This window comes from Streptomyces coacervatus, assembly GCF_029223485.1.
GTDB lineage: Bacteria > Actinomycetota > Actinomycetes > Streptomycetales > Streptomycetaceae > Streptomyces > Streptomyces coacervatus.
In genome coordinates this window covers 1-13,214 of the sequence record NZ_JARHTP010000001.1, presented here as the reverse complement: position 1 = coordinate 13,214, position 13,214 = coordinate 1, and the positions used below count along the sequence as shown (strand labels likewise).

The following is a 13,214-nucleotide window of genomic DNA, read 5'->3' as shown; positions in this document are numbered from 1 at the left end:
CTGTGTGCGTCAGGGGTCCGGGGCGCCTCACTCGGCTGCCTCGGGCACCGGGGCGGGGCGGGCATCGGTCGCGGGCGCGGGTGGTGGTGCCTGGCCGCGGGTGTTGGTGGCGCGCAGGGCGATGAGGGCGGCGGCAAGGACGGCGATGCTGCTGGCGAGCAGGGCCCTCTGGAAGCCTGCGGTGAGTGCTTCCGGTCCGGGAGTGTGACCTGTCAGAAGGTCGTTGGTGCGGGCAGTGGCGAGGGCGGAGAATACGGCCAGGCCCAGTGCGGAGCCGATCTGCAGCGAGGTGTTGAGCAGGCCGGCGGCGAGTCCGGCCTTGTCGGCGGGCACGCCGGCGTTGGCGGCGGTGGTGACGGTGACGAAGACGGCGCCGAGCCCGATCGACATGATCACCAGGCCGGGCAGCAGATCGGTGGGGTAGGAGCCGTGGACGGGGACGCGGGAGAGGTAGTACATGCCGCCGGCGGCGATGAGCGCGCCGACGACGATGACGGCCCGGGTGCCGATCCGCGGGATGAGCTGTGTGGACACTCCGGCGGCGATGACGATGCCGACGGTGACGGGGAGATAGGCGGAGCCGGCCTGGATCGGCGAGTAGCCGAGCACGTTCTGCATGTAGAGGGTGAGGAAGAAGAACAGCGAGATGAAGCCGGCGAAGGCGATCAGCTGGGTGGTGTCGGCGGCGGCCAGTCCCTTGATGCGGAAGATGGAGAACGGGAAGAGCGGGTTTCGGCTGCGCCGTTCGTTGTAGACGAATACGGCGAGGAGGACGCCGGCGGTACTGAGTTCACCGATGGTGTGGGCGCTGCCCCAGCCGGCCTCGGGCGCTTTCACGAGCGCGTAGACGAGCAACAGCATGCCGCCGGTGACGAGGAGCGCGCCGAGGACGTCGAAGGTGGCCAACCGGGCGCGGCGCCGCCGGTTCGAAACGAGGCGGAAGGCGCCGGCGACCACGAGGACGCACACGGGGATGTTGACGAAGAGCACCCAGCGCCAGCCGGGACCCTCCGAGAGCACGCCGCCCAGGAAGACGCCGACGGCTGCGGCAAGCCCGCTGATCGCTCCCCACACGCCGAGCGCCTTGGTCCGGTCGCGGCCCTCCGTGAAGGTGGTGGTGAGGATCGACAGCCCGGCGGGGCTCATCATCGCCGCGCCGAGGCCCTGGACGACGCGGGCGCCGATGAGTATCCCGGCGTTGGCGGCGAGCCCGCCGGCCAGCGAGGAGACGGCGAACAGGCCAGTGCCGGCCACGAGCAGGCGGCGGCGCCCGAGCAGGTCGGCCGCGCGCCCGCCGAGCAGGAGGAAGCCGCCGTAGGTGAGGACGTAGCCGCTCAGTACCCATTGCAGGCTCTGCTGCGAGAAGTCGAGGTCGCGCCGGATCGACGGCAGCGCGACGTTCATGATTGAGGAGTCGACGATGTCCAGGAACTGGACCGCGCACAGGAGCAGCAGCGTGAGCCCGCCGCGGCGGGTCGCGAGAAAGGACGGTTCAGGGATGGTGGGCGCCATGTCGGGAGACCTCCGGTGGGTCCGCATGAGCATTAAGTTAGCTAACTCACTAACACTCTGGGACACTAACAGGCATGGGCCACTGTTGCTATGCTCTGAGTGAGATGACTGACTCACATCAACGTGATCGCGCCGGCAAGCGGGAGCGGCTCGTCGCCAGTGCCGGTGAGCTCCTGCACCGTCAGGGCGTATCGGCGACCACACTCGCCCAGGTCGCGGAGGCGGCCGACGTCCCGCCCGGCAACGTGTACTACTACTTCAAGACCAAGGACGCTCTGGTGAGGGCGGTCGTCGATGCGCGGATCGACGAGGTGCGCACCATGCTCGGCTCGTTCGACGCGCAGCCGGACCCGGGCACCCGCCTCAAGGCGCTCACGCGCCAATGGGTCGAGATGCGCGACCTCGTCGCGCGACACGGCTGCCCGCTCGGCACCCTCTGCTCAGAACTCAGTGGACGCGACGACGGACTCGACCGTGAAGCGGCGAAGATGATGAGCCTCATCCTTGACTGGGCGGAGGACCAGTTCCGCCAGATGGGCACACCCGACCCGCGCGACCTGGCGGTCAACCTCTTCGCCGGCGTGCAGGGCGGCGCGCTCCTCGCCAACACGTTCCGGGATCCCGACCTCATGACCAGCCACGTACGTCATCTTGAGCACTGGATCGACTCGCTGTCGTAAACAGCGGCACAGCCCCATCACGTGCGCATCAACCGTGCGCCGTCCTTGCTGTTCCGGCCACTCCGGGCGAGCGGTCAGTTGCCTCGAGGGCCAGCCAATTTGGTCGGCAGGGTGCGGGCGTAGGCGGCGGCCTGTGAGATCCAGTCGTCGAGCGCAGGCCCGGCCAGTGCGTCGGGTGCGACGAACACCATGGACTTCATGGTCCGGCCGGTGAAGTCCATGGGCCGCACGCCCGGGCGTTCCAGCGCCTCCGTGCTCGCGTCCGGGCCTAGCCTGATCATGAGTTCGTCGTGGACGATGCCGCAGAACATGTGGCCGCGCAGCAGGAACGCGAGTCCGCCGAACATCTTGCGTTCGCTGATTTCATCGGCCAGTGGCAGCGATTCCCGGACTCGCTCGGCCAGGGCCTCGTCGTAGGGCATCTATGCCTCCGGTGTGTCGGCAAGGTGGTCGGGCAGGCCGAACAGGGGGAAGAGGGCGGGGTCGGTGAAACCTGTGATCTCGGCGATCGCACCGCCGTCGACGGTGAGAACCATGATCCCGTACGCGGTGGCTCTCGTCCCGCTCGGATCGCGGACGTAGGCGGCAAGGGCCGGCTGGTAGTTGGCCCGGGTGGGCATGAGTGTGATCCGGGTCAGGTCGCCGCCTGCCGGGACGGTGGCGAGGAACGAGGCGATCGCGGGCCGCCCGCGGTAGGCCATCGGGTAGGGCGGCATGGTCAGCAGCGCGTCGTGGCTGAGCAGTGCGACCAGCCCGTCGACGTCGCCGGCCTGCCAGGCGGCGGTGAACCGCTCGACGAGCACCGACTGCTCGGCCCGGGTTGGCGCCGGGCCGCCGCCGCGCAGGCGTCCGCTCGCGCGATGCCGGTCCAGGGTCGCGCGCGCCCGCTGCAGGGCGCTGTTCACCGAGGCGCTGCTCGTGTCCAGGAACGCACTGGTTTCGGCGGCGGAGAACCCGAGGACGTCGCGCAGCAGCAGTACCGCCCGCTGCCGGGCCGGCAGGAGCTGCAGGGTGGCGAGGAAGGCCAACTGGACGCTCTCACGCAGCTCGTAGCGGGCCGGCGGGTCGTTGCGGTCGTCGAGCAGAACCAGCAGCGCGTCGGGGCAGGGCTCCAACGCGACCACCTCCACGTCGTCGGCGTCGGCGGGTGGCGGGGGCTGCGGCCGCTCCGCGAGGGGACTGGTGTGGGACCGGGTGCGGGCGGTGAGGCAGCGGTTGGTGGCGATGCGGTACAGCCATCCCCGTACCGACGAACGGCCTTCGAAGGCGTCCAGGTGACGCCAGGCGCGCAGCAGCGCCTCCTGCATGACGTCCTCCGCGTCCTGGACCGAGCCGAGCATCCGGTAGCAGTGCACATGCAATTCCCGCAGATGGGGGCCGACCAGCGCCCGGAAGGCGTCCTCGTCGCCCGCGCGGGCCGCCGCCAGCAGTTCATCCTCGGCAAGGCCGCCCTGGGGCGACGGCTCGCCGGTCACCGCGTCCATCCGCTCACGCTACGCCCGGCCAGGGCAATCACCCGGCTCCGCCGAACCGGTCCGGCAAGGGGATGTCCGCGCTGTGGGGCGTGCGCCGCGGCCAGGTCAGCCACCCTGGGCCATGACGGTGCGAAGAGGTTCGGCATCGTAGATCAACTCGCCGCGGGCGATCTTCCCGTCCTCGATCTCGAGGATCTCCGCGGAGGTCATCGGCGGCACCGGCAGGCTCATCTCCCAGTCGATGATCGAGCACACGCGGCTTCCGTCGACGAACTGGTGACGGACGGTGAAGCGGGTGACCATCGGGCCGGCCTGGGCGGCCATAGCCCGGTAGCCTTCGGCTGATTCGAACCTGGCCACCGGCCCCCGGAACACGAAGTCGGCCGCCAGCGGTACATCGCTGAAGTCGCCTTTCCCGCTGGTCCACGCCTCGTAGTAGGCGTCCACGATTTCCTGGACGGTCATGATTCCTCCGGTTGAGAGGTCGAAGGACCAGGCACAGCAGGTCCCTACCTGTACAGACCCCGAGGAGTGCCTCGAATTCATCGATCGGTTCCAAGGCACGTGGTGACCCCGGTAGTCGCTCACCGGTGGCGCTGCGCTTCGCTATTGCTGTGACCGCGTAGGTTCGCCGGTTTGGTGGTCGTGGCGGTTGGATGTGCGGTGACGTCCGATCCGACCGCTGGAGGCGCGGTAGCCGAGCCTGTCCGTGTGCGCAGACTGACCGACCAGGAGGGGCAGAAGCTGCAGCAGATCGTGCGCCGGGGCAGCACCAGTTCCGTGCGCTATCGGCGCGCGATGATGCTGCTGGCTTCGGCCGGCGGGAACCGGGTGCGGTGCAGGCCGACGAGGACACCGTCCGGGACGTCATCCACCGGTTCAACGAGATCGGCTTGACCTGCCTGGACCCTAAGTGGGCGGGAGGCCGTCCCCGCCTGCTCAAGCCTGACGACGAGGAGTTCGTCGTGGCGACGGCCACCACCCGACCGGCCAAGCTCGGCCAGCCCTTCACCCGCTGGTCACTGCGCAAGCTGGTCGCCTACCTGCGCAAAGTCCACGGTCGGGTCATCCACATCGGCAGCGAAGCGTCACGCTGCCTGCTCGCCCGCCGGCATCACCTTCCAGCGCACCAAGACGTGGAAGGAATCCCCGGACCCCGAGCGTGACGCCAAACTGGACCGGATCGAGGAGGTCTTGGACCGCTTCCCGGACCGGGTCTTCGCCTTCGACGAGTTCGGCCCGCTCGGCATCCGCCCCACCGCGGGCTCGGGCTGGGCTGAACAAGGGCGTCCCGACCGGCTGCCCGCCACCTACCACCGCACCCATGGAGTGCGCTACTTCCACGGCTGCTACTCGGTCGGCGAGGACACTCTGTGGGGCGTCAACTGCCGCAGGAAGGGTGCGGCCAACACGCTCACCGCTCTGAAGTCCATCCGTGCTGCCCGCCCGGACGGCGCCCCGATCTACGTGATCCTGGACAACCTGTCCGCCCACAAAGGCGCCGACATCCGCCGCTGGGCGAAGAAGAACAAGGTCGAGCTGTGCTTCACCCCGACCTACGCCTCGTGGGCGAACCCGATCGAGGCCCACTTCGGACCGCTGCGGCAGTTCACCATCGCCAACTCCCACCACCCCAACCACACCGTGCAGACCCGAGTCCTGCATGCGTACCTGCGCTGGCGCAACGCCAACGCCCGCCACCGCGACGTCCTGGCCGCCGAACGAAGTGAACGCGCCCGCATCCGCAGCGAGAAAGGTATCCGCTGGGGCGGTCGGCCCCTGTCAGCGGCGGCCTGAGCCGGCGGGAAGGTGAGTCACCGAGATCGTTTGGCGGCGGTTGCCCGATAGCGTTCCAGCACGCCGATGGACAGTGCTGATGCGGCCATCAGCCCGAACACGACCGAGCTCGAACCACCGCCGTTATGGCGCTCCCAGATACGGAAACCGACCAGCAGGACAACGACTGCGAACAGCACGACCTGTATCCACCTGATGGTCACGGCCCGCTGGCCGTGACCATCAGCGTTGCTGTCTCTCTTACGCACCGGAGCTCCTCTGTTCCTTCAGTGCGCCGACTGTACTGGTGCAGGAAGCCATCGATACGACCCAACCCGGTGAACCTTCGCGGTCACAGCACTATGTGACGCTTCGAGGCCGGTCTGTCCTTTCCGCGATCAGCAGGGCGTAGCCCAGAACGCCGTCGGCCACGGCGTCGCGGGCCGCTTGAAGGACGGCTGGTGCCGCCGTCAGGTCGACGCCTGCGGCGGCGAGTCGGTCGGGAGCAGTCAGGCGCAACAGGTTCAGCCGGGCCTCGATCTGGTCGATCATGCGGGTCATGGCCTGATCGTGGCGTTCAGTACGGACGACACGCAGTCCTGCGCCCTTCAGGATCTCGGCGTACTCGGCGAGCGGGCGGGCATCCGCGATGCAGGCGATCCGCGCGCCGAGCGTGGACAGCTCCGGCGGGAGCCGGTCGGGGGCGGCGGTGACGTCGGTGATGCCGACCCGGCCGCCGGGGCGCAGGACGCGGGCGAACTCGGCAGCGGCCCGCGTCTTGTCGGGGAAGGTGCACAGGGCGCACTCGCACACCACCGCGTCGAACGACTCAGCCGGGTAGGGGAGTTGCTCGGCGTCGCCGGTGGTGAAGGCGACCCGGTCGGCGAGACCGGCGGCCTGGGCAGCTCCACGGGCGAGGGCGGTGTTCGCGGCGGAATAGTCCACACCCTCCACCCACACTGCGTGGGCGTCGGCGAGGAGCAGCGCCGTGGTGCCGCGGCCGGAGGCCACGTCCAGGACCCTGCTGCCCGCCGTCAGCCCCAGGTGGCCAGCGAGGCGGCGGGTGAGCGCGGCGCCGCCAGGGTGGTAGGAGTCGCCGAGCAGCAGGGCCACGACGTCGCAGGAGTACGCGGCGGCGCAGCAGGCTTTGAGGTCCTCGTTGGCCGTCGGCACGGGGTCGTTGTCCGGGCCGGGCGGAGTCATCGCGGCCCCTCTTTCGCCGCGGTCTTGGAGCCGTAGGGGGTGTCGGCCAGCCGTTCCTGGAGTGGCAGCGCATTCGGGACGACGTTGGCAACGGGGACGCCAGACATGGCCGTGCGGATCTCTTCTCGGTAGCCGACGGAGTTGTAGGCGCAGAAGGGGATCAGCCGCCCGTCCGGGGTGATCTCCTCGACGCAGCACTTCATCAGCTGCTTGACGTTGAGGGTGTAGGGGTCCTGGAAGTCCTGTACCACGATCATGAACGCTTTGTCGTTGAGGTCCTTCACGGCCTGGGGCAGGTCGATGCCACAGTCGTCCGCGCAGTCCAGGGCCTTGGCGGTGGCGCGGAGTTTCTCCTCGGTCGTGGTTGTGCCCATGAAAGCGGACGCGGACCAGAGTTTCTCCAGTGCCTCGCGGATGCCGGTGTCGGGCAGGACTCGGTTGGTGACGTAGTCGAGGTAATCCTCGACATGGAGCAGCCTGGGGATGGGGACGATGGTGCGGTTGCCTGGCTCGCCGTCTACCAGGAGATAGGTGATGGAGCGGCAGGTGGGGAAGCAGCAGGGGACGGGGAAGAAGTCGCCCTTCTGGAACCAGCCGGGCCGCTGCTCGCCGATGAGCTTGATGACATCCGGGTTCGTGAGCCGGTCCAGCGGGTCGAAAGCGACATGGCGGCCGGAGTGGGTGACCGGCTGGAAGGCCACCGAGCGTACGGCGGGGTGGTCGATGCCGTACTCGATGATGGCGCCCAACTCGTGCTCGTTGAGGCCGCGTTCGACGGCAGCGGCGAGGGTGACGGTGAGCCCGGCCTCGGCGCAGTTGTCCAGCGCCCGCTGCTTGAACGTGCGCAGGTCGCGTCCGCGGATCTCCCGGTGGGTGCGCTCCTGGAAGCCGTCGAACTGAAGGTAGATGTTCACCGACTTGCCGGGAACCTGGTTGCGCTTGCCGAGCTCGGCGACGAACCGCTTGTCGGAGGCGAGCCGGATGCCGTTGGTGTTGAGGATGACGTTCTTGATCGGGCGGGTCTGAGCGAGGTCGATGAAGTCCAGGATGTGTTTGTGCATGGTGGGCTCGCCGCCGGAGTACATCACCACCTCCGCCTCGCCCTCGGAGGCCACAAACGTGTCCAGCATGCGGGCGCACTGCTCGTGGGTGATGGAGTAACCGTCGTTCTGGTGGCCGGAGTCGGCGAAGCAGATCGGGCAGTCCAGGTTGCAGCCGGTGTTGACCTCGATGATGCCCAGGCAGGCGTGTTGCTTGTGCTCCGGGCACAGCCCGCAGTCGCTCGGGCAGCCGTCCTTGACCTCGGTCTGGAAAGTGAGGGAGATGGTGCCGGGCTTGTTGAAGCGGGCCGAGGACAGGTACTCCTCGGCGTCCCCGTACACCAGGGCCTCGAACTCGCCGTGCTCACGGCAGCGTTTACGCAAGAAGACCTTGTTCTCGCGGATGTTGACCTGGGCGTCGACGGGCGTCTTGCACAGCGGGCAGATGGACTTGGTGAACTCCACGAACACCTCGTCGCGGTCCACCTTGCGCTGGGGCGCGGGTGCTTGGGTCATCCGGGGCTCCTCCATTCGCATGGCGGCCGGGCTCCTTGGCCAGGCCGGGTGCCGCGACCTGCCGCGGCGGTCTGGGTGACCGGCAGAAGAGCACAGCCGGTCACCGGATGTCATGGACGACACCCCACGCCCTTACCCTGCGGCCTGCCTTGGCCGGCCGCGTCGGACGGCAGGGGCGGGGCTACGGATGGGCAGCAGTCCTCCGGCCCGGCACCATGGCGGCGACGGCCCCGGCGCCGCAGGATGTGGACGACTGCGACGAGTACCACCACGGCTCCCACGGTGATCAGCCAGAGGTCGCGCAGTGCCCCGCCGACGGCACCGAGCGCCCGCCGGCCACGAGCAGCGGGCCCGCGCGCGGCACAGCACCCTGAGCAGCCCGGCGCCCACGGCTGCTGTCGTATCGCTCAGGCCGGAGTCTTCAAGGGGTTTGGGCATCAGGAATCGGCCTCCTCCATCACAGCGCGGGACTCACGGCTTGCAGGCTCGGCAGGCGGCGAAGGGCGCCTGCGTACGCCGCGCAGCAGCAGCCCCGCATAGACCAAGGTCAAGGCGTCCTGGACGAGGACGAACCAGCTCAGCCGTTGGAAGAGGTAGCTGCCGAAGCAGCCGCAGTTGGCGACCGTGAGCTCGCGTGCGAACGCCTGCACGGCCAGGAGCGACCACACCACTGAGACGGCGGTGAACACCCACACGGGAGGAAGTGCCTTCGAGCGCGGTCGGGCCAGGAGCCCGACCCCGCACACCAGCTCGCCCGCGATCAGCGCCACGGCCAGAGAGATGGCGGCGGCGCCGGTCACCAGCCCATATGCGGCCAGAATCCCGGGCATGCGCCCGAGGGAAGCGAGCTGGCCGAGCGCCATCGCCGTATACACCGCACCCAGCACGATCCGCAGCACCATGATCTGAACGCTAGGCGCGGGCGGGAGCCGAGAACTGTAAGCGCGCTCACCGAACCGGCACCTCATCCGCGCGAACATCAGCAGCACGGGAGGCGGGTTTCCTGCCCGTTTTCCGTATCCCGCGTGGTCGGGAGGCGCCAGGTGAACGAGCAGCAGCGGCCCAGGCCGGGAGCAGTCGTTCCGTTCCCGGGCGCCCTACCTGTTCGAGCCGGTCCTCGCGCTCCATCCGAGTCCGTAGGTGGCGGTCTTCCTCACTCCGGTCAACCTGCTGCTCGCGCGGTCGTCGCAACGTTGGTGGGCCGCAGCGGCGCGGTCGCCGCCTTCGCGGCCCGGCGGGCGGCCTCGTGCCGACAGCCCGGACGCAGGACCGGATACGCGCAACTGCTTGGCGTACTCCCGGTGTTCCTGCTCGTCCTGGGCACCGGCACTGCCGCCGCGCTCCTGCCGGTGCTGATCCTGATCCCCCTGTGCCCGGTCGTCTATCCGCTCACGCTGGTGATGCTGACCGGCACGCGGGTGTGGCGCGCAACCCGGATCGGCCGACCGGCCGGAGGAACGAGCCGCGCAGACGACGCAACGTTCGAGATACCCCATCAGATCCCCGGTACGAAGTGATCTGTCCCCCGGGCTGAACTGACCAAGGAGACCAGTCATGGCGCAGGACACCGATGTCGTGGTGATCGGGATGGGCGTGGGCGGTGAGCACGTCGCCGAGCGGCTGGCCGAGGCCGGGCTGGACGTGGTCGGGGTGGAGGCGGAACTGGTCGGCGGGGAGTGCCCGTACTGGGCCTGCATCCCGGGCAAGATGATGATCCGCGCCGGCAACCTGCTCGCCGAGGCCCGGCGCATCCCGGGCATAGCCGGGCAGAGCGAGGTCGTCGCGGACTTCGCCCCTGTCGCGGCCCGGATCCGCGACGAGGCGACGGACGACTGGAACGACCAGGTGGCCGTGGACCGGTTCACTGGCAGGGGCGGGCACTTCGTCCGCGGACGCGCCCGCCTGACCGGCCCCGGCCGGGTGGAGGCCGACGGGCAGGTGTTCGCCGCCCGGCGCGGGGTGGTGCTGGCGACCGGCAGCCGCCCGCAGATTCCGCCGGTGCCAGGCCTGGGCCAAGTGCCCTACTGGACCAACCGCCAAGCCATCGCGGCCAAGCAGCCGCCCGCTTCGCTGCTGGTGCTCGGCGGCGGCGCCGTCGGTGTCGAGCTGGCCCAGGCTTTCGCGCGCTTCGGCACGGCGGTGAGCGTCGTCGAAGCGATGGAAGGGCTGCTGCCCGCCGAGGAGCCCGAAGCCGGCCGGCTGCTCGCCGACGTACTGCGCAGGGAGGGGATCGCGGTACGGGCCGGCGCCCGGGCCGCCGGTGTGCGCCATGCCGGGGACACCTTCCGGCTCACGCTGGACGGTGCCGAGGAACTGACCGGACAGCACCTGCTGGTGGCCACCGGGCGGCGCGCCGATCTCACCCGTCTCGGCGTGGAGAGTGTCGGACTGGATCCGCATGCCCGTGGCCTGCCGGTGGATAGGCAGATGCGCGCGGCGGACGGTGTCTGGGGCCTCGGCGACCTCACCGGCCGCGGTGCGTTCACGCATGTGGCGATGTACCAGGCCGAGATCGCCGTCCGCGACGTCCTCGGCGAGCCGGGCCCGGACGCGGACTACCGCGCCCTGCCCAGGGTCACCTTCACCGATCCCGAGGTCGGCTCCGTGGGCCTGACCGAGCACGCGGCCCGCGAGCGGGGACTGCGGGTGCGTACGGGCATCGCCCAGGTGCCGTCCTCGGCGCGCGGCTGGATCCACAAGGCCGGCAACGACGGCGTGATCAAGCTGGTGGAGGACGCGGAGCGCGGGGTGCTGCTCGGTGCCACCTCAGTAGGACCCGCGGGTGGCGAGGTGCTGTACGGGCTCGCCGTGGCGGTGCACGCCGAGGTCCCGGTCGACCGGCTCCGCCACATGATCTACGACTACCCGACCTTCCACCGGGCCATGGAGGACGCCCTCGCCGACCTCGTCAGGTGAGAGCCGCGCGCCGCTCCGCCTCCGCCTTGACCACCGCGAGGGAGTACGCGACGGTCGCCTCCCAGCGCGGGGCGACCAAACTGCCCCACCACTGGCCGGCCCCCCACAGATCCGTACCGAGCTCACCGGCGTACTCCAGCCAGGTACCCGGCCCCCGCTCGCTGAGCTCGAAGGATTCCGTGACGGCCGGGACGGGGCCACGGACCAGGCGGAAGTCGACCCGCTCGGGACGGGTGAACCGCACCGTCTCCACCGTCGTCGCCGTCAGCCGCCCGCCCGCCACCGGGGTGTGGTGCGCGGCGAGCACCATGTCACTGCCTTGTTCCAGCACACGCACCTTCTCCTGCATCGCCCGCGTGGTCCGCCCCAGATACGGCTCGGCGATCACATCGAAGACCACCTCGCGCGGAGCTTGGATGGCGATGGTCTGCGGCCCCAGCGGGCGACTGCGCCGGCCCATGCCCACGTCCAACGACAGCGCCCCGGTGACCAGTCCCAGATACCCGGCCGCGCCCGCGCCGCCCACCGCAGTCGCCACCGCCAGTTTCGTCGGCCATCCCATGTCCCGCTCCTTCTCCTCCGCTCCGGCCTCGTTCCGTCCAGGGCCGACGCTACGGCCAACGGGCCCCGGTGATCGGTGAGCGCGCTCACCTTCAGACCGCGGGTCGGCCCTCTACCGTGAACCCAGCACCTTCCGCGCTCGGAGAAAGGCCGCCCACGTGCCCGTGCCCGTGTCCGATCTCAGCGACAGCCGCGCCGCGACCAACGCCCTGCTCGGGGCGCTGAAACGGGATCACTGGGGATCTCGCGCCGTCGTGCGGTTCCTGGGGCAGGCCGCCGACCGGTCGGCGCGGCAGGCGGCACGTCGCCCCCGGGCACTCGTGCAGATCACCACCCTGCACTGCCTGCTCCTCGCCCTCGCCCTCGCCCGGCAGCAGCGGCCGGGGCCGCGCTGGGTGGCGGCCAGCTGGACCCTCAGCGTCCTGCACCTGGGCCTCCTCGAAGAGCGCGACCGGCTCTCGCCCGCCGACGCGCTCACCCTCCTGCGCGGCAACCTCCCCGCCACGGTCCTGGGGGCGAGCCACTGGTCCGGTGGACTAGCGATCGCCCTCGACCTGGCCGACGGCCGCCTGGCCCGTCATCAGCGCACCGTGTCCCCGTTCGGCGACTACGCCGACTCCGTCGCCGACGCCGCGTTCTGGACCTGGCTCGTGCTGCGGCACGAACCCAGCCGTACGGTACGGGCCGCGGCGATCGCCGCATGGGCGGTACCGGTCGCCACGGTCACCGCGATCAGCGTCCGCCGGGGCACGATGCCCGAGCGGCCCCGCCCTGCCTTGCTACGCCCGGCCGCCGCGATGCAGGGCATCGTCGCCCTGCGCCACTTCCTGCGGCGCTGATCGGCCGCCAAGTGGTGCTCCCTGCGTCCGGTGTGCTGTGAGGGAGTGATGTGCGAGGGGCGGGGCCGCGACTGGACCGCTTTGCCATGGAACAGGTCGGCGATCCGTGCCAGGCGCGTGCGGGTTAGCCGCCGTCCTCCGGCCGTACCTCGACGGTGACGCCGTTCCAGAAGGCGACATGGTTCTTGATCTTCCTTGCGAGCGGGGTCGGGTGCGGGTAGTACCAGGCGGCATCCGGATTGACCTGCCCGTCGACCGTGATCGTGTAGTAGCGGGCGAGCCCCTTCCACGGGCACAGCGACTTCGTGCGGCTCTCGGCGAAGTGCTCACGGCGCAGCGACTCGGGAGGGAAATAGTGATTGCCCTCGACCACGCGGGTGCGCTCCGCCTCCGCGAGCACCGCGCCGTGCCACACAGCACGGATCATGATCTTCCACCTCCGGGCAGGCCATAGGAATCCATGTCAGGACGCTAGAGCGCCGGACCCAGTGCCGACGGTGACGCCGCTTACAGTCCGGAAACCTATGCACCCGACGCCCAGCCGTCGTCTGGAAGGGTCATTACGAGAGCGAGAAGCGTGCGGCGGGGCGGGAACGTCGTCATCGGTTGTACGGGCGCTCCTGGTCGGCCGGGGTGTGCGAGGAGTCCCGGTCGGCGGGGGTCTTGGTGGGGCCGGTGGGGTGGGGGGGGCGGGGG

General features: G+C 69.9%; 15 protein-coding genes and 1 pseudogene. 5 read left to right on the top strand and 11 right to left on the bottom strand.

Annotated features, from left to right (window positions below; genetic code table 11):
- Positions 1–27: 27 nt before the first annotated feature.
- Positions 28–1,512, bottom strand: a complete 1,485-nt coding sequence (locus P2Q00_RS00080) for an MFS transporter (protein ID WP_275768271.1) — start codon at positions 1,510–1,512, stop codon at positions 28–30.
- Between the two features lie 104 nt (positions 1,513–1,616).
- Between P2Q00_RS00080 and P2Q00_RS00075 the strand changes: the two genes are divergently transcribed.
- Entirely contained in the window at positions 1,617–2,192 is a 576-nt protein-coding gene (locus P2Q00_RS00075; RefSeq protein ID WP_275768269.1) for a TetR/AcrR family transcriptional regulator, read from the top strand.
- A gap of 74 nt (positions 2,193–2,266) precedes the next feature.
- Here P2Q00_RS00075 and P2Q00_RS00070 read toward each other — a convergent pair whose 3' ends face one another.
- The 3 genes from P2Q00_RS00070 to P2Q00_RS00060 all read right to left on the bottom strand — a co-directional run bounded on the left by P2Q00_RS00070 (position 2,267) and on the right by P2Q00_RS00060 (position 4,132).
- Positions 2,267–2,614, bottom strand: coding sequence for a TfoX/Sxy family protein (locus P2Q00_RS00070; RefSeq protein WP_275768267.1), 348 nt, complete (start codon positions 2,612–2,614; stop codon positions 2,267–2,269).
- Positions 2,615–3,676 carry a sigma-70 family RNA polymerase sigma factor gene (locus P2Q00_RS00065; RefSeq protein ID WP_275768265.1) on the bottom strand — a complete coding sequence of 354 codons (1,062 nt, stop codon included), beginning with the start codon at positions 3,674–3,676 and terminating at the stop codon, positions 2,615–2,617. It lies immediately after the preceding gene.
- A 96-nt stretch (positions 3,677–3,772) separates the two neighbouring features.
- Positions 3,773–4,132 carry a nuclear transport factor 2 family protein gene (locus tag P2Q00_RS00060; RefSeq protein ID WP_275768262.1) on the bottom strand — a complete coding sequence of 120 codons (360 nt, stop codon included), beginning with the start codon at positions 4,130–4,132 and terminating at the stop codon, positions 3,773–3,775.
- Between the two features lie 198 nt (positions 4,133–4,330).
- Between P2Q00_RS00060 and P2Q00_RS00055 the strand changes: the two are divergent.
- A pseudogene (locus P2Q00_RS00055) lies at positions 4,331–5,464 on the top strand (IS630 family transposase).
- A 17-nt stretch (positions 5,465–5,481) separates the two neighbouring features.
- On the opposite strand, the gene P2Q00_RS00050 reads toward P2Q00_RS00055, so the two are convergent.
- The 5 genes from P2Q00_RS00050 to P2Q00_RS00030 form a co-directional block, all read right to left on the bottom strand.
- Positions 5,482–5,712, bottom strand: a complete 231-nt coding sequence (locus P2Q00_RS00050; RefSeq protein ID WP_275768261.1) for a hypothetical protein — start codon at positions 5,710–5,712, stop codon at positions 5,482–5,484.
- Positions 5,713–5,803: 91 nt separating this feature from the next.
- Positions 5,804–6,646 carry a class I SAM-dependent methyltransferase gene (locus tag P2Q00_RS00045; protein ID WP_275768259.1) on the bottom strand — a complete coding sequence of 281 codons (843 nt, stop codon included), beginning with the start codon at positions 6,644–6,646 and terminating at the stop codon, positions 5,804–5,806.
- Positions 6,643–8,202: a radical SAM protein gene (locus tag P2Q00_RS00040; RefSeq protein ID WP_275768256.1), complete on the bottom strand. Its 1,560-nt coding sequence runs from the start codon at positions 8,200–8,202 to the stop codon at positions 6,643–6,645. The genes P2Q00_RS00045 and P2Q00_RS00040 overlap by 4 nt, the downstream gene beginning before the upstream one ends.
- A gap of 110 nt (positions 8,203–8,312) precedes the next feature.
- Complete coding sequence (merT, locus tag P2Q00_RS51255; protein ID WP_500691971.1) at positions 8,313–8,606, bottom strand: mercuric ion transporter MerT; 294 nt, start codon at positions 8,604–8,606, stop codon at positions 8,313–8,315.
- Between the two features lie 33 nt (positions 8,607–8,639).
- A complete protein-coding gene (locus P2Q00_RS00030; RefSeq protein ID WP_275768251.1) occupies positions 8,640–9,104 on the bottom strand; it encodes a MauE/DoxX family redox-associated membrane protein in 465 nt (154 codons plus the stop codon).
- A gap of 291 nt (positions 9,105–9,395) precedes the next feature.
- On the opposite strand from P2Q00_RS00030, the gene P2Q00_RS00025 reads away from it, so the two are divergent.
- Both P2Q00_RS00025 and P2Q00_RS00020 read left to right on the top strand, forming a co-directional pair.
- Positions 9,396–9,719 (top strand): hypothetical protein, encoded by a 324-nt coding sequence (locus P2Q00_RS00025; protein WP_275768249.1) that lies wholly within the window; start codon positions 9,396–9,398, stop codon positions 9,717–9,719.
- A gap of 37 nt (positions 9,720–9,756) precedes the next feature.
- Positions 9,757–11,118: a dihydrolipoyl dehydrogenase family protein gene (locus P2Q00_RS00020; protein ID WP_275768247.1), complete on the top strand. Its 1,362-nt coding sequence runs from the start codon at positions 9,757–9,759 to the stop codon at positions 11,116–11,118.
- On the opposite strand, the gene P2Q00_RS00015 is transcribed toward P2Q00_RS00020, so the two are convergent.
- Positions 11,111–11,680, bottom strand: coding sequence for an SRPBCC family protein (locus P2Q00_RS00015; RefSeq protein WP_275768245.1), 570 nt, complete (start codon positions 11,678–11,680; stop codon positions 11,111–11,113). The two genes, P2Q00_RS00020 and P2Q00_RS00015, sit on opposite strands and share 8 nt — an antisense overlap.
- A gap of 157 nt (positions 11,681–11,837) precedes the next feature.
- On the opposite strand from P2Q00_RS00015, the gene P2Q00_RS00010 reads away from it, so the two are divergent.
- Positions 11,838–12,518 carry a CDP-alcohol phosphatidyltransferase family protein gene (locus tag P2Q00_RS00010; protein WP_275768243.1) on the top strand — a complete coding sequence of 227 codons (681 nt, stop codon included), beginning with the start codon at positions 11,838–11,840 and terminating at the stop codon, positions 12,516–12,518.
- Positions 12,519–12,642: 124 nt separating this feature from the next.
- Here P2Q00_RS00010 and P2Q00_RS00005 read toward each other — a convergent pair whose 3' ends face one another.
- Positions 12,643–12,945 carry a DUF427 domain-containing protein gene (locus P2Q00_RS00005; protein WP_275768241.1) on the bottom strand — a complete coding sequence of 101 codons (303 nt, stop codon included), beginning with the start codon at positions 12,943–12,945 and terminating at the stop codon, positions 12,643–12,645.
- Between the last annotated feature and the right edge of the window lie 269 nt (positions 12,946–13,214).

Excerpts from the sequence above, each read along its gene's own strand:
- P2Q00_RS00005 (WP_275768241.1), bottom strand. The coding sequence starts at position 12,945 with ATGATCCGTGCTGTGTGGCACGGCGCGGTGCTCGCGGAGGCGGAGCGC.
- P2Q00_RS00040 (WP_275768256.1), bottom strand. The coding sequence starts at position 8,202 with ATGACCCAAGCACCCGCGCCCCAGCGCAAGGTGGACCGCGACGAGGTG.
- P2Q00_RS00015 (WP_275768245.1), bottom strand. The coding sequence starts at position 11,680 with ATGGGATGGCCGACGAAACTGGCGGTGGCGACTGCGGTGGGCGGCGCG.
- P2Q00_RS00075 (WP_275768269.1), top strand. The coding sequence starts at position 1,617 with ATGACTGACTCACATCAACGTGATCGCGCCGGCAAGCGGGAGCGGCTC.
- P2Q00_RS00080 (WP_275768271.1), bottom strand. The coding sequence starts at position 1,512 with ATGGCGCCCACCATCCCTGAACCGTCCTTTCTCGCGACCCGCCGCGGC.
- P2Q00_RS00060 (WP_275768262.1), bottom strand. The coding sequence starts at position 4,132 with ATGACCGTCCAGGAAATCGTGGACGCCTACTACGAGGCGTGGACCAGC.
- P2Q00_RS00065 (WP_275768265.1), bottom strand. The coding sequence starts at position 3,676 with ATGGACGCGGTGACCGGCGAGCCGTCGCCCCAGGGCGGCCTTGCCGAG.
- P2Q00_RS00045 (WP_275768259.1), bottom strand. The coding sequence starts at position 6,646 with ATGACTCCGCCCGGCCCGGACAACGACCCCGTGCCGACGGCCAACGAG.
- P2Q00_RS00030 (WP_275768251.1), bottom strand. The coding sequence starts at position 9,104 with ATGGTGCTGCGGATCGTGCTGGGTGCGGTGTATACGGCGATGGCGCTC.
- P2Q00_RS00020 (WP_275768247.1), top strand. The coding sequence starts at position 9,757 with ATGGCGCAGGACACCGATGTCGTGGTGATCGGGATGGGCGTGGGCGGT.
- P2Q00_RS00070 (WP_275768267.1), bottom strand. The coding sequence starts at position 2,614 with ATGCCCTACGACGAGGCCCTGGCCGAGCGAGTCCGGGAATCGCTGCCA.